7 protein-coding genes and 3 tRNA genes are annotated in these 13764 nt (G+C 67.0%); 5 read left to right on the top strand and 5 right to left on the bottom strand.

What is annotated here, in order from left to right; all coding sequences use genetic code 11:
- Positions 1 to 131 precede the first annotated feature (131 nt).
- The 5 genes from M2299_RS14155 to M2299_RS14135 all read right to left on the bottom strand — a co-directional run bounded on the left by M2299_RS14155 (position 132) and on the right by M2299_RS14135 (position 10997).
- Positions 132 to 773, bottom strand: coding sequence for a response regulator transcription factor (locus M2299_RS14155; protein ID WP_025879152.1), 642 nt, complete (start codon positions 771 to 773; stop codon positions 132 to 134).
- The gene (locus tag M2299_RS14150; RefSeq protein ID WP_280884556.1) at positions 770 to 3973 is read right to left on the bottom strand and encodes a hybrid sensor histidine kinase/response regulator; all 3204 of its coding nucleotides are present in this window, start codon (positions 3971 to 3973) and stop codon (positions 770 to 772) included. The genes M2299_RS14155 and M2299_RS14150 overlap by 4 nt, the downstream gene beginning before the upstream one ends.
- Positions 3974 to 4100: 127 nt before the next feature.
- Positions 4101 to 5318, bottom strand: a complete 1218-nt coding sequence (locus tag M2299_RS14145) for an EAL domain-containing response regulator (protein WP_025879154.1) — start codon at positions 5316 to 5318, stop codon at positions 4101 to 4103.
- Positions 5315 to 8080 carry a response regulator gene (locus M2299_RS14140; RefSeq protein WP_099782940.1) on the bottom strand — a complete coding sequence of 922 codons (2766 nt, stop codon included), beginning with the start codon at positions 8078 to 8080 and terminating at the stop codon, positions 5315 to 5317. Before M2299_RS14140 ends, M2299_RS14145 begins: the two co-directional genes overlap by 4 nt.
- A 178-nt stretch (positions 8081 to 8258) precedes the next feature.
- Positions 8259 to 10997: a TonB-dependent receptor gene (locus tag M2299_RS14135; RefSeq protein WP_280884555.1), complete on the bottom strand. Its 2739-nt coding sequence runs from the start codon at positions 10995 to 10997 to the stop codon at positions 8259 to 8261.
- A 170-nt stretch (positions 10998 to 11167) separates the two neighbouring features.
- Here M2299_RS14135 and M2299_RS14130 point away from each other — a divergent pair, with 170 nt between their 5' ends.
- The 5 genes from M2299_RS14130 to M2299_RS14110 all read left to right on the top strand — a co-directional run bounded on the left by M2299_RS14130 (position 11168) and on the right by M2299_RS14110 (position 13761).
- On the top strand, positions 11168 to 12187 hold the full coding sequence (locus M2299_RS14130) for a cyanophycinase (protein WP_280884554.1): 1020 nt from the start codon (positions 11168 to 11170) through the stop codon (positions 12185 to 12187).
- Between the two features lie 111 nt (positions 12188 to 12298).
- Positions 12299 to 13309, top strand: a complete 1011-nt coding sequence (locus M2299_RS14125) for an isoaspartyl peptidase/L-asparaginase (protein WP_280884553.1) — start codon at positions 12299 to 12301, stop codon at positions 13307 to 13309.
- A gap of 142 nt (positions 13310 to 13451) precedes the next feature.
- Positions 13452 to 13537 (top strand) — tRNA-Tyr (locus M2299_RS14120).
- A gap of 26 nt (positions 13538 to 13563) precedes the next feature.
- A tRNA-Gly gene (locus M2299_RS14115) sits at positions 13564 to 13637 on the top strand.
- A 48-nt stretch (positions 13638 to 13685) separates the two neighbouring features.
- Positions 13686 to 13761, top strand: a tRNA-Thr gene (locus M2299_RS14110).
- Positions 13762 to 13764: the final 3 nt, after the last annotated feature.

Raw genomic sequence — 13764 nt, 5'->3', positions numbered from 1 at the left:
ACGATGGGACGTCGTCACCGTGGCGGGATGCATCCAGACTAGAAATCAGCCCTGTCCTATGGAATCAGGCGTTTCCTAAAGCACTTCGTGCCCGGCGCATGGGCCGGGCACGGTTCAGCGTTGTGGACGCCTCAGGCGAACAACGAGGCCTGCAGGCAGTACTCGATCAGCGCCTGGTCGCTGTCCACGCCCAGTTTGCGCATCGCGCTGATCTTCTGGGTGCTGACCGTCTTCGCGCTGCGCTGCAGTTGGCGGGCGATGTCTCCCACGCTCATGCCGCCGGTGAACAGGCGGATCACTTCCAGTTCCCGTGGAGAAAGACGCGCCAGCACCACCGCGGCATCGGCCGGTTCCGCCGCGGCAACCGGCATCAGTCCGGGCGGGCGATAGATGCGGTCGGCCAGCACCGTGCGCAGCGCCTGCACCAGGCTGCCCAGGCCGTGGCTCTTGAGCACCACGCCGCCCGCGCCAGCGGCATACATGGCCGCCACCAGCGAAGGGTTGGAGACCATCGTCAATACCAGTACATGCGTGTCCGGGAAGCTGCGGCGCAGGAACGAGATCAGCTTGATGCCATCGCCGAAGCTGTCACCACCGGGCATGCTGTAATCGGTGATCACCGCATGGGGCTGGGTGCTCGTCATCAACTCGATCAGAGTCGCCGGATCGGCGGCCTCGCCGACCACGTCCAGGTCCAGTTCGCCGGCCAGGACATCGCGGATGCCGGCAAGCACGATCGGGTGGTCGTCAGCGATGAGGATGCGGGTGGTCATGGCAGTGTCGGGTTGCGGGAAGGTGAGGGGGCGGCGACGTGCGTCAATGGTTCCAGCAGCCGCTGCAGGCGCCGTTGGAAATGGTCGAGCGCCCCGGCCAGCGCAGGCAGCGTGTCGCCGTCGCCGATCTGTTGTTCGATCTGCTGGCCGTGTGCCACCAGTGCCGGTGCGCCGACGATCACCAGCGCGCCGCGGATGCGGTGCAGCACCTGTGCCACGCGTTCGGGCGAGGCATCGCCGATCGCCCGCTGCAGGCTGTCCAGGTCGGCCTGCATGGTCTGCACGAACAACGCCTGCATCTTTTCCGGAACCTGCAGCGGAGCATCGGCATCGTCGTCGCTGGGTTCGCTATGCGGCCCGGCCGTGACCTGGGTCAGCAGGCGCTGCAGTGCTGCCAGGGTGATCGGCTTGACCAGCACCCCCTGCATCCCTGCCTCGTGGCAGCGTTGCCGTTCGGCCGGGTCGGCGTTGGCGGTTGCGCCATGGATCGGTACGCCTACCCCACGCGCGCGCAATGCACGGGCCAGACCGTAACCGTCCAGTCCCGGCATGTTGAGGTCGGTCAACACCAGGGCAAAAGGACGCTGTGGCCAATAGCGCAGGGCCTCATTGCCGTCGCTGGCGACCACGGCGTGGCAGCCGAGCTGCTCCAGCTGGTCACGCAGGATCGCCTGGTTGATCGGGTTGTCTTCGGCGACCAGCACCTGCAGCCCGCCGAACCTGCGTGTCGCGGGCAGACGCCCGTTGACCTCGGCGGGCAGTGCTCGCCCGGCTGCAGCCGCCAGCGCCATCACGATCGCATCCAGGCGATGCACGCCGACCTGCCAATGTCCCTGCACCTGTTGCGGCTGCATTCCGCCTTCGCGGCAGGCCACCACCTGCGGTCCACTCCACGCAGGCGCACCCTCGTCCAGCACAAGGTCGAGCATCACCGTGCCAGGGTCGACAAGCGCCGGCGCATCCTCGCGGTGCACGCTGGCCTGTGCGCCACGCTGCTGCAGCCGATCGCATATCGATTGTGCAAACTCGCGAACGCTGCCGCGAACCTGCACCGGCAGCCCTGCCGGCAACTGCGGTGAAGCCGCCTGCAGTGGGTCGGGCGTTGCCTCAGGCAGCGGCAGTTCGACCGAGAAACTGCTGCCCAGGCCGCTTTCGCTGACCACCCGCAGGTGGCCGTCCATCATCGCGGTCAGGTGTGCACAGATCGCCAGGCCCAGTCCGGTGCCACGCATGGCATCGGTGCCCGGGTTGGCCTGGAAGAAGGGTTCGAACAGATGTGCCTGGTGCTCGCTGGCGATGCCGATGCCGGTATCGGCCACCTGCCAGCGCAGCCAGCAGCGATCATCGACGTGCTGTGCACCCAGGCGCACCACGACCCGACCGCTGTCGGTGAACTTCAGCGCATTGCTGATCAGGTTGTTGAGGATCTGGCGGATGCGCGCGGCATCACCGTTGACCGCAGCCGGTACGTCCGGGTCGATGCAGGCGTAGAACTGCAGGCCCTTGTGTGCGGCGGCAGCGGCGTAGGAGTCCAGTGCGTCCTCGGTCAACCGCACCGGATCGAACGCGCCGGGTTCCAGGCTCAGCTGGTCGGCCTCGGCCTTGCTGACATCCAGGATGTCGCTGATCAGCTGCATCAATGTCGATGACGAGCGCTGGATCGTGTCCAGGTAGTCCTGCTGGCGCGCATCCAGCGGGGTCAGGCCAAGCAGTTCCAGCGTGCCGAGCACGCCGTACAGCGGGGTGCGTATTTCATGGCTCATGGTGGCCAGGAACTGGCTTTTGGCGCGGTTGGCCTGGTCGGCCGCGCGCCGTGCCTGCTGCAGCACCTGCTCGGCCTCGTGCTGGCTGCTGAGATCGATGAACAGGCACAGCACAGCCGGTTCGCCGCGATAGCGCGCGGGCGTGGCGGTGATCAGCAGGTGGCGGTTGTCCGGCGTGGTGTAGGCCAGGCCGTCGCCCGCGGCAGTGCCGCCGGCGGCGAGCACACTGCGTCGCCAGGGCCCGTGCCAGCCACCCTCGTCGTGGTCTTCCCCCAACCACTGACGCGCCAGCGCGTTGTCCAGCAGCACGCGGCCATCGGTGCGACGCAGCAGGCACAATCCGATCGGTGCGTTGTCGAGGATGGTGCGGCTGAAGGCTTCGCTTTCCAGCAACCGCGCATGGTTGCGGCGCAGTGGTTCGATCACTGAACGCCGGTAGGCACGCAGGATCAGCACGCCACCGGTGGCCAGCAGCAGTGCCACCACCATGCTGCCCAGCAGGGGCCCGCGCGGGTGCTGGAACACCTGTTGCCAGCCCACGTGATACACCGCCAGCCAGCCGTGTTCGCTGCGCATTCGGAACAGCAGGCCGTCCAGTCCCGCGCGCCAGGACGTAGCGGCGCGGCTGGCATCGCTGGCATCACCGAGCAGCAGGCGGCCGTTGCCATCGAACAGTGACATCCGTTCGAACACCGGCGTACCCATCACCTGGCGGTAGTCATCGACGCGGCCGGGATCCAGCAGGCAGGCCACGGCGGCCAGTGACTCGTCCTCGTTCTCGCCCCACAGGCGGGCATCCTGCGGCGCGTGCGCGATGGCAAGCAGCCGGGTCTGGCCTTCGCGCCAGGCCACCGGTGTCCAGACCACGCTGCCGCGGCGCAGCGCTGGACGTTCGCGCAGGACCTGGTGGATGGCGGCCAGTGCCGGATGCAGGTGATGCGGGCTGCTCTGGCCCGGATCACCACGCGTTGTCTGGATCGGCGCAAGCAGGCCACGGCGGCCCTGGCCATCGACCAGCAGGCATTGCGGAGGCGGAAACCGGGAGGCCGCCCAGAAGGCGCCGTAGAAGCGCAGGAAGCGGTCGCCCAGTTCGTCCGCTGCCTGTGCCGAAGCGCCGCTGTCGGCACCGATCCGGGCGAAACTGGCGAACAAGGGGCTGGGCGGCACACGCGAGGCAGATTCGTCCACTGGCTGCCCGCGACTGCCCACGTCATGCAGGCGCCATTGCCGCAGGAAGCGGTCCTGTTCCTGCAGCGTGCCGTCCAGGCGACGGAAGTGATAGCGGATCTTGCTCTGTTCTTCGTTGAACAGCTGGCTGCCGGTGGACAGCAGCAGGCCGGCCTGCAGGGTTGCCAGCACCACCACGCCAATCAGCAGGGCATGTACGCGCAGGGAGCGGCGGGCGAGTCGGCGTACGGGAGCGGCCTCGGCCGGCATGGGCAGGTCTCGGAGCAGTAGGCGGTCGATGGCGGCCCCGAAGGGCCCGGGGCACGGCCGGTACCGCCGCGCAGAGAGGATCGTCAATGACTCTTGATGGGATTGTGAAGCCTTCCAGCCTCGACTGTCAGCGCGATGCTGCACGGCTGCCGCGCGCGCCCTCATCCGGAGCATCTTCGTCCAGCAGTCGGGTGAAGTCGTCCGAGGGCAGCGCCTGCGAAATCAGGAAGCCCTGTACCTGGTTGCAGCCGAGCTGGCGCAGCGCGGCCAGATCGGCATCGCTCTCCACGCCTTCGGCAACGATGGTCAGGCCGAGCTGGTTGGCCAGCGCGATCACGGTGGTCAAGGTCAGGTGCAGGGCGGGATCGCGCGCGCAGCCGCTGACCAGCGCACGATCGATCTTGACCTCGGTGAAGGGGGTGTTGACCAGGTTGTGCACCGAGCTCAGGCCTTGGCCGAAGTCGTCCTGGGCCAGGCCGAACCCCTTCATCCGCAACCGGCACGCGCCTGCATAGAAGTCGCTGACGTGGCGGGTGGTGCTGTTCTCCATCAGTTCGAAGCACAGGTCAGCCGGGTTGCCGCCGGCGGCCAGGGTCAATGCCAGCAGCTCATCGGGAAGATCGGATTGCTCCAGCAGATGCGGTGGCAGGTTGATCGATACCGGCACGCGGAATCCCTGGGAGCGCCAGCGCGCCTGCGCCTGGATGCTGGCGGTGAGCATCGCGCGCAGCAGTTCGCCCTCCAGGCCATGGCGGCACAGTGCCGGCAGGAAGCTTCCAGGCGCCAGTGTTCCGAGCTGCGGATGGCGCCAGCGCACCAGTGCTTCGGCGGCAACCACGCGCCCGGACTGCAACGACTTCTTCGGCTGGAACCAGGCAGTCAGGCTGCCGTCGGCCAGCGCCTGCCGCAGCTGCACCGCGTCCGGCTCGGGAGTCAGCGCGGCCGGGCTGGTGCGTACGGCTGGCCGGGTCTGCGCCAGTGCATCGAGCAGCGCATCGACATCGCTGGCGGCGACCGGCTTGGCCAGCAGCCCGACCACGTCCAGGCCCAGTGATTCAGCCATCAACCGTGCCGAACTCATCATCCGCCGCGAGGCTGCGCTGACCACGGCAAGCCGAGGCGGACGCGGCTGCGCGGCCAGTGCCTGGATGAACTGGATGCCATCCTGGCCGGGCATCAACAGATCGCTCACCACCAGGTCATAGGCCTGGCAGGCACACAGGGCGATAGCCGCATCGACGTCTTCGCAGGCGTCGACCTGCACGCCGGCGCGCGCGCTGAACAGATTGACGAGATAGCCGCGTTGGAACGGCTGGTCTTCCAGGATCAGGACACGGCGGGTCATGCAGGATCTCCTTGGCGAACGGCGGAAAGCGCCTGACGCAGGCGTGCGATGTCGATGGGTTTGCTCAGATAGCCCTGCATGCCACTGGCCAGGCAGCGCTCGCGCTCCTCGGCGGTAGCGTTGGCGGTGGCGCCGATCACCGGCAGCAGAACGCCCTCCGCCCGCAGCCGGCGCGCCAGGGTGTGGCCGTCCATGCGCGGCATGTTGATGTCGGTGACCACCAGGTCGAAGTCATGGGTCTGGCACAGCTGCAACGCCTCGACACCATCCTGCGCAAGCTCCACCTCGCAGCCCAGGGCCTGCAGCTGTTCGGCCAGGATCACCCGGTTGATGGGATTGTCTTCCACGGCCAGCACCCGCAGTCCCAGCGGGCCTGGCTGCACATCGCGCGCTGCGGTCGGCAGCGTTGCGCATTGGCGCTGCTGGCGTGCCACCGCCAAGGCGATCGAGGACATGCCATGCAGGGTGACCAGCAGCGCGCCATCGGCGGCAGGTGCCGGTTGGTCGCCACCATCGATCGAGGCCAGCACCCGCGGTCCCTGCCAGGCCAACGGCTGTTCCGCCTCGCCATCCATCAGGATCGCGCCGGCGTGGTCGAGCAGGGCAGGATCGCCCTGCAGCGGCTGCGCATTGGCACCCCAGCGGCGCAGCCAGCCACAGGCACTATCGACCAGCTCGCGATCGCGGCCGCGCACGTAGACCGGCGGTTCGGCCAGCAACGCGGGGCCATCCTCGGTCGCCGCCAGCACCGGCAAGGGCAGGCGCACGGTGAAACTGCTGCCCAGTCCCGGCTCGCTGACCACGCGCAGTTCGCCACTCATCAAGCGCACCAGGCGGTCGCTGATCGACAGGCCCAGCCCGGTGCCCTGCGCACTGGCAGCGCCACGGACCTGACGGAAGGGCTCGAACAGGCGTGCCTGTTCCTCGGTGGCGATGCCCACGCCGGTATCGGTGACCTGCCAGGCCAGCACGCTCGACTCGCCTTCGCGCTGCACCAGTCGTACGCGCAGCACCACCCGGCCATGCTCGGTGAACTTGATGGCATTGCTGAGCAGGTTGCCCAGCACCTGGCGGATCCGGTCGGCATCACCGAGCACCCGTGTCGGCAACCGGGGATCGGTGCACACCAGTACCTGCAGGCCTTTGCGCGTCGCCGCAGCGGCGAAGCTGCGCAGCACGCTCTCGGTCAGCTCGCGCGGCGAGAACGATGCCGGCTCAAGGCTCAGCTGGCCCGACTCGATCTTGGACACATCCAGCACGTCGCTGATCAGTTGCAACAGCACCGACGAGGAACTCTCGATGGTGCGCAGGTACTGCGACTGGCGCGCATCCAGGGGCGTGCGACCGAGCAGCTCCAGCGTGCCAAGCACCCCGTACAGCGGCGTGCGGATCTCATGGCTCATGGTCGCCAGGAACGCGCTCTTGGCCTGGTTGGCGGCGTCGGCCGCCTGCCGCGCCGAGGACAGCGCCGCCTGCGCCTGGCGATGGCGTGAGATGTCATGGAACACGCACAGCAGCACGTCGTCATCCTGGTAACGGCAGGCCGCATGCAGTACCTGCAGCTGGCGACCGTCGCGTGCGGTGAACTCCAGCCCGCGACCGCGTTCGCCGGCATGCCCGCGCCACGGTGCCTGCCAATCGCTGTCCGTGCCTTCCTCGCCCAGCCAGTCGCGCAGCAGCTGGTTGGACAGCAGCAGCTGGCGGTCGCTGCGGCGCAGGACACAGATGCCGACCGGCGCCAGGTCGATCACCGTGGAACTGAAATCCAGGCTTTCCAGCAGGCGCCGGTGCTGCAGCAGGGCCGGCTGGATCAACTGGCGGTCGACGCGATGCCGCAGCAGGCGCAGCGCGATGCCCGCCAGCAGCAGCAACGCACTGCTGATCAGCAGCGAGGTCGCCATGTCGCCGAGCAGCAGGCGTGGAGGCAGGTGATAGACCAGCCGCCAGCCGTCATTGCCTACGCCCTTCACCAAGGCCACGCCGCGTGGCAGGCCTGTGCTCCAGAGCACGCCGAAACTGTCGTCCTGGCGCTGCTGCAGTGCTTTCCAGCCTGCGCTGTCCAGGCGCGGAGCCAGGCTCGACAGGGCGGGCTGCCCGTCGCGGTCCAGCAGGGCGTAGCCGCCGATGCCCTGGCCATCGATCATGTCCGAGGCGGCCGCACTGTCCAGCAGCAGCATCAACCACTGGCCCGGTTGCGGTCCGGCCTGTACCGGTTGTGCCAGAGCGACCCCGGCGTCGCCCGCGCGCAGCCAGTACACCGGATCGGTACCGGCAAGCGTGCCGCTGCGCTGCCGCAGTACATGCAGCGTGGGCAGGCCGGCGATGTCCACGTCGGCCTGGCCGCCGGCCAGCCAATGCGTTCCCTGCGCGTCGACCAGCAGCAGATGGGTCTGCAGGGTCTGCAGCGTGTGTTCTGCGCGCGGCGACAGCAGCAGGCGCTGGCCCGGCTTGCCACCCGGCCCGTCCAACGGCAGCTGGCGTACGCCCTCGCTGGACGGCGCCGACGGATCACCCACCACCACCGAATCGCCCAGATAGCGCAGCAGGGCCTCACGCTGGTCGAAGTAGATCTGCGCCCTGTACGCGGCGGCATTCATGTCGCGGCGGTGGCTGGAGATATCTTCGGTCAACGCGGTCAGCAGGTAGAAGCCGGTGGCGGCAGCCAGGCACAGGAACACGCACACCGTCAGCCAGCGCAGCAGCACCGAGGCGGTGGTCGGCGGTGCGACCAGGGGCAGGGAAGGGCGAGGGAATCGGAACATGCACCGATCCTAGGGAGGACCGTCACCCGCCCGGAATCAGCCATGTCCTAAAAAGCGGCGCGCCCGCCGTGGAGGCCGCCGCCGGCGGGGGAACCGTTCAGGCTGGGGCAGCGGCTGGCGGTCAAAAAAAGACCCCCGCCGAAGCGGGGGTCTGTGGCGAGCCAGCAGCAGGGCGTCCTTACAGCGCGCTGCCACCGAACTTGTGGGTGTACTGCAGGTTGATGGTACGGCCGACGCTGTCGAACCAGGACACGTCGTAGTACGGGTACGCCGTATAGGTCTTGTCCTTCGGCGGCATCTTGTTGAACACATTGACCACCGACAGCGACAACCGCGAGTGATCGTCGAAGCGGTACTGCAGCGAAGCGTTGTAGCGGTAGGTCGCCTTGATCCACGGGCTGTCGCCGCTTTCCTCGTCGAACACCTGGTCGTAGCTGTCCGAGGTCGGCAGCTTGCCCAGGCGCGAGCCGTACACGGTGGCCGACCAGGCGTCCTTTTCCCAGGTCACGCTGACGCTGGTCTTGGTGCGGGGAATATCGAAGCCGCTGTTGATCGCGAACTGGTCTTCGGTCACATCGCCGGCATAGCGCTGGAAGTCATGCTTCTTCACCCAGGTGTGGGTGCCATTGAAGATGAAGTCGCCGATGCCGGTCTGCAGGCGGTAGCGCAGGCCGACGTCGATGCCGGAGGTGGACTCGCGCGCCACGTTGATCGGATTGACGTGCACACCGTACAGACGGCCGTCGGCGGTGCGGGTGATGCGGGCCAGGGCATCCACGCAGGTCGGCGAACCGATGTCGGCGCTGCCCAGGCGGCAGTTTGCTTCGCTGGCCAGGATCGTACGCACGTCCATGTCCTGCACCTGGTCGCGCATGTCGATGTTGAACCAGTCGGCCGACAGGTCCAGGCCGGTGGCCGGCGACCACACGAAGCCCGCGCTCCAGGAGGTGCTGGTTTCCGGTTCCAGCTCGCGGTTGCCACTGCGGCTGCGGATCACGTTGCGCTCGTAATCGGCGCAATCATCGGCGGCGTCGGCGCGGCAGTTGTACAGATCTTCCGCGCTGGTCTCGTCGTTGCCCGGGCCGGCGAACACATAGTGCAGGTCCGGCGCACGGAACGCGGTGCCGTACGAGCCGCGCACCAGCAGCGTGTCGATCGGGCGCCATTCCAGGCCGCCGCTCCAGGTCGCCTTGCCGATGGTGTGGCCCGAATAGCGATACTGGTCGTAACGGCCGGCCACGCTCAGGTTGACCGTCTCATGCAGCGGCATGCGCAGCTCGGCGGCAGTCGCCCAGCGGTTGCGCGAGCCCTTGCCGTCCGAATCCTTCCAGCTGTAGTAGTAATAGTCGGTCGCCAGCGGGTCCGGGTTGAGCGCGTAGGCCTGCTGGCCCACTTCCACCGTCGCGGCAAAGCCGGCATCGCCACCGGGCAGGGTGAACAGCGACCCATTGGTCAGGGTCAACGCAGCCGTCTCGGTGCGCGACTTCGGCGTATAGGTGGTGCGTGCGGCGATCGAATCGTACTCGGCACGGGTCAGCGGCCGGTACAGGCGCGACGGATCGGCGTTGTAGATCGGGAAGCCGTCCTCGTCCTCGCCCAGCTGCGGGCCCAGGAACAGGTCGTTGGCCTTGGATGCGATGATCTGCGCCCAGCTGATCCGCGACTGGTACTGCGAATGGCTCAGTGCTGCTTCGTAGTCCCACTTGCCCGTCAGGTTGCCCTTGAAGCCGGTGGTCACGCTGAAGGTCTTCTGCGTGCTGCGCACCATCGCATTGTCCAGCCCGCCCATTTCCTCGGGCGAGAACTGGCGCTGCCAGAACTCGATCTCGCCGGTGGCTTCATTGTTGAAGTAACCCGACTCATCGCCGTCGGCGGCCATGCGGCCCCACTTGGTGACATCGCGCATCAGTGACATCGTGTGGTAGCCCAGCTGCACGTCGGCGAACCACTGCTGACCGTTGTCGAAGTCGTAGCTGAGCGAGGCATAGCCGTTGGCGCCGCGGCGCTTGCTGAGGATCGTGCCGTAGCCGATCGAGCTGTCGCTGCCGCAGTAGTAGCCGTAGCGCGGACGGAACGCGCGGTAGGTGCTGCCCTGGTTCTGCCCGGCCAACGCCTCGCAGGTCGCCGCGCCCGGGTCCAGGTAGTCATCGTTGTAATCGGTGCGCAGGTAGGAACGACGGGCGATGCGCGCGCCTTCGGTCGGGCCGTCCTGCGTCGAGTCCTGGATGTCGCGGTCGTAGGCCCACAGCGGCGTCTGCGACTGCAGTTCGACGCTGTACACCGCGTTGAAGTTGCCGCTGCTGAAGCCGCTGGCCAGGCTCATGTCGAACGACTCACCACCGCCTTCGGTGGTGGTGCCCATGCGCATGTCGATGGTGGTGCCATCGGCCTTCTTCTTCAGGATGAAATTGACCACGCCGGCGATTGCATCCGAGCCGTAGATCGCCGACGCGCTGCCGGTCAGCACTTCAATGCGGTCGATCATGCCCAGCGGAATGTTGGACACATCGGTGAAGTTGCTGCGGCCCTTGAACGGCATCGGGAAGTCGGCGATGCGACGGCCGTTGACCAGCACCAGGGTGTGGTTCGGGCCCAACCCGCGCAGGTCGACCTGCTGCGCACCCGGCGAGAAATCGGCCCCGCCGGAGGACTGCTGGCTCTGCGTCTCACCGCCGTTCTGGGTCATCGCGCGCAGCACGTCCGGCACGGTGGTGAAGCCGCTGGAGCGGATCTGCTCTGCGTTGATGACAGTGATCGGCGCCGGTCCTTCCACCTGGGCGCGCGGGATGCGTGAGCCGGTCACCTGCACCGCATCCAGCTGTTGTACCGAAGAGGAAGCGGGAGTCTGTGCCGCCGCCGAAGCAGCAACGCCCATCAACGCCAGCTGGATCGACCACGCCATCGCCTGTCTACGCATGAGAAATTCTCGGAAGTAATGCCGGCCCACAGAGGAGGGGCCCTGTCCCCCATTCACATTTCAGGAATGGGCGCGCGCATTTAACGCCTTTTTCATGTCCTTGACTACTGGGGATATGTCTGGCAAAGAGTGAAAACGGTTGCAGGTCGTTTTTGTTCAGGGAGATCAAAATGCGACGCCTTCGCTACGGGCTGCGTGGCCCGCTCATCGCCTTGCTGCTGTCGGCGCTCTTCTGGTCATCGCCAGCGGCGGCACAGGAACTGATGGACCCGGGCTTCGCCTACTACGAAGTGGGCGATCTGGATGCACCGCGGCCTCGCCCGCGAGCCCCCGCGATGATGCTGATGGGCGGTGGCGAATGGGTGCCTGAAGCCTTCCAGTGGTGGCTGCGCCAGGCCGGCAATGGCCGTGTGCTGATCCTGCGCGCCTCCGGCACCGATGAGCTGCAGGACCGTCTGTACCGGGAGATTGGCGGCACCACCGCCGTGCAGACCCTGGTGTTCGACAACCGCCGCGGCGCCGATGACCCGGCCGTGCTGCGGGTCGTGGCCGCGGCCGATGCGATCTTCATCGCCGGCGGCGATCAGTCCCGCTACATCCGCTTCTGGAAAGGCACCGCGCTCAATCGCGCGCTGAATGCCCACGTGCGCGCCGGCAAGCCGATTGCCGGCACCAGCGCCGGGCTGGCCATCCTCGGCGGCTACGCCTATGGCGCGCTGGACGGCGGCAGCATCGATTCGGCCAGCGCCATGGCCGACCCGATGGGCGAGGCGGTGACCCTGGACCGCGGCTTCCTGCAGTTGCCCTACCTGCAGCGGGTGGTCACCGACACCCACTTCGACAAGCGCGACCGTCTCGGCCGCCTGATCGTGTTCGTGGCCCGCGCCGCGCATGACAGCGGTGACCCGGACATGGTCGGCATCGGCGTCGACGAAGACACGGCCCTGTGCGTGGAGCCTGACGGCCAGGCCCAGGTCTACAGTGCCGACGGCGAAGGCAAGGTCTGGGTGGTCAGCCCCGGACGCGATGCCGACCGGCTGGTGGAAGGCGAACCGCTGCGCTTCCATGCGGTGCCGGTCACCGTGGTTGCCAGCGGCAGTCGCATGCGCCTGGACGACCTGCAGGCCGACGCGGCCTACCAGGCTTTGGCTGAAATCAGCGATGGCGAGATTGAAGTCGTCCGCCAATGATCCGGTAGCGCCGGGCCATGCCCGGCGGATGCCGCCGCGCTGTGCCTTCCACCAGGCGTGGCCCGACGCTACCGTGCAATCCAATCCTTGTCCTGCTGGAGATCTGCTTCCATGAAACTGCGCCTGGCGCTGTCCGCGCTGTTGTCCCTGCCACTGCTGGCCCAGGCCGCACCCACCGCATCACCGCTGCTGGTCATCCACGGCGGTGCCGGGGTGGAGCGCAAGGATCTCTCCGCGGCAGAAGAACAGGCCGCGCGCGCTGCGCTGAAGGCGGCATTGCTGAAGGGCCATGCCGAACTTGCAGCCGGGCGTCCGGCACTGGCGGCGGTCACCGCGGCCATCACCGTGCTCGAGGATGATCCGACCTTCAACGCGGGCAAGGGCGCGGTGTTCACCCACGAAGGCCGCAATGAACTGGACGCGGCGGTGATGGACGGTGCCACCCAGGCGGCCGGAGCAGTGGCCGGCGTGCAGCGCGTGCGCAACCCGATCCTCCTCGCGCAGGCGGTGATGCAGAAGTCCAGGCACGTGATGATGGTGGGGCAGGGCGCCGAAGCCTTCGCCACCGAGCAGGGCGTGACCCTGGTCGACCCCTCCTACTTCCGCACCGACAAGCGCTGGCGGCAGCTGCAGCGTGCATTGAAGGAAGAAGCGAGCGGGCAGGCGCATGCCGACCTGGAAACCGCAAAGCACTTCGGCACGGTCGGTGCGGTCGCCCTGGATGCACAGGGGCATCTTGCTGCAGGCACCTCCACTGGCGGCATGACCAACAAGCGCTATGGACGTGTCGGCGATTCGCCGATCATCGGTGCCGGCACCTGGGCCGATGCGCGTTGTGCGGTGTCGGGTACCGGTTGGGGCGAGTACTACATCCGTACCGCGGCAGCCCATGAGATCTGCGCGCGCATGCGCTACCTCGGTCAGTCGCCGGAACAGGCGGGCAAGGGCGTGATCAACGACGCGATTCCGCAGATGGGCGGCGACGGCGGGGCGATCGTGCTCTCTGCAGATGGAAAAGCGGCAGCGCCGTTCAACACCCAGGGCATGTATCGGGGCTGGATCGGGGCCGATGGCGTTGCCCATGTGGCCATCTTTGCCGACGAGACAATCGCGCTGCCTTGAGCAGACCCTTGCGTATCAAGGGGTTTGCGACGCGCGTGAAAAAAAGTGAAAAAAAGCGTTGACAGACCCCGGCTTCATCTCCAGAATTGCGGGCTCACCACCACACACCGCAACGCTTCGGCGGCACGGAATGGGGTGGTAAGGAGGGATACCCAAGCGGCCAACGGGGGCAGACTGTAAATCTGCTGGCTTACGCCTTCGGTGGTTCGAATCCACCTCCCTCCACCAGCTTCACGTTGTGGCACATTCCCGGTGCGGGAGTAGTTCAATGGTAGAACCTCAGCCTTCCAAGCTGATGGTGCGGGTTCGATTCCCGTCTCCCGCTCCATTGAATGAACTTTGAATATTATCGAGTTCATGCCATAATGCAAAACTCGCTCACATAGCTCAGTCGGTAGAGCACTTCCTTGGTAAGGAAGAGGTCGAAGGTTCGATTCCTTTTGTGAGCACCATCT

Origin of the sequence: Stenotrophomonas sp. 1278 (genome assembly GCF_029892765.1) — a bacterium.
In the GTDB taxonomy this organism is placed as follows: domain Bacteria; phylum Pseudomonadota; class Gammaproteobacteria; order Xanthomonadales; family Xanthomonadaceae; genus Stenotrophomonas; species Stenotrophomonas indicatrix.
This window is presented reverse-complemented; position numbering and strand designations above follow the sequence as displayed.

Bases quoted from the DNA above. Each gene is read 5' to 3' on its own strand.
- M2299_RS14155 (WP_025879152.1), bottom strand. From the start codon at position 773: ATGACCACCCGCATCCTCATCGCTGACGACCACCCGATCGTGCTTGCC.
- M2299_RS14150 (WP_280884556.1), bottom strand. From the start codon at position 3,973: ATGCCGGCCGAGGCCGCTCCCGTACGCCGACTCGCCCGCCGCTCCCTG.
- M2299_RS14145 (WP_025879154.1), bottom strand. From the start codon at position 5,318: ATGACCCGCCGTGTCCTGATCCTGGAAGACCAGCCGTTCCAACGCGGC.
- M2299_RS14140 (WP_099782940.1), bottom strand. From the start codon at position 8,080: ATGTTCCGATTCCCTCGCCCTTCCCTGCCCCTGGTCGCACCGCCGACC.
- M2299_RS14135 (WP_280884555.1), bottom strand. From the start codon at position 10,997: ATGCGTAGACAGGCGATGGCGTGGTCGATCCAGCTGGCGTTGATGGGC.
- M2299_RS14130 (WP_280884554.1), top strand. From the start codon at position 11,168: ATGCGACGCCTTCGCTACGGGCTGCGTGGCCCGCTCATCGCCTTGCTG.
- M2299_RS14125 (WP_280884553.1), top strand. From the start codon at position 12,299: ATGAAACTGCGCCTGGCGCTGTCCGCGCTGTTGTCCCTGCCACTGCTG.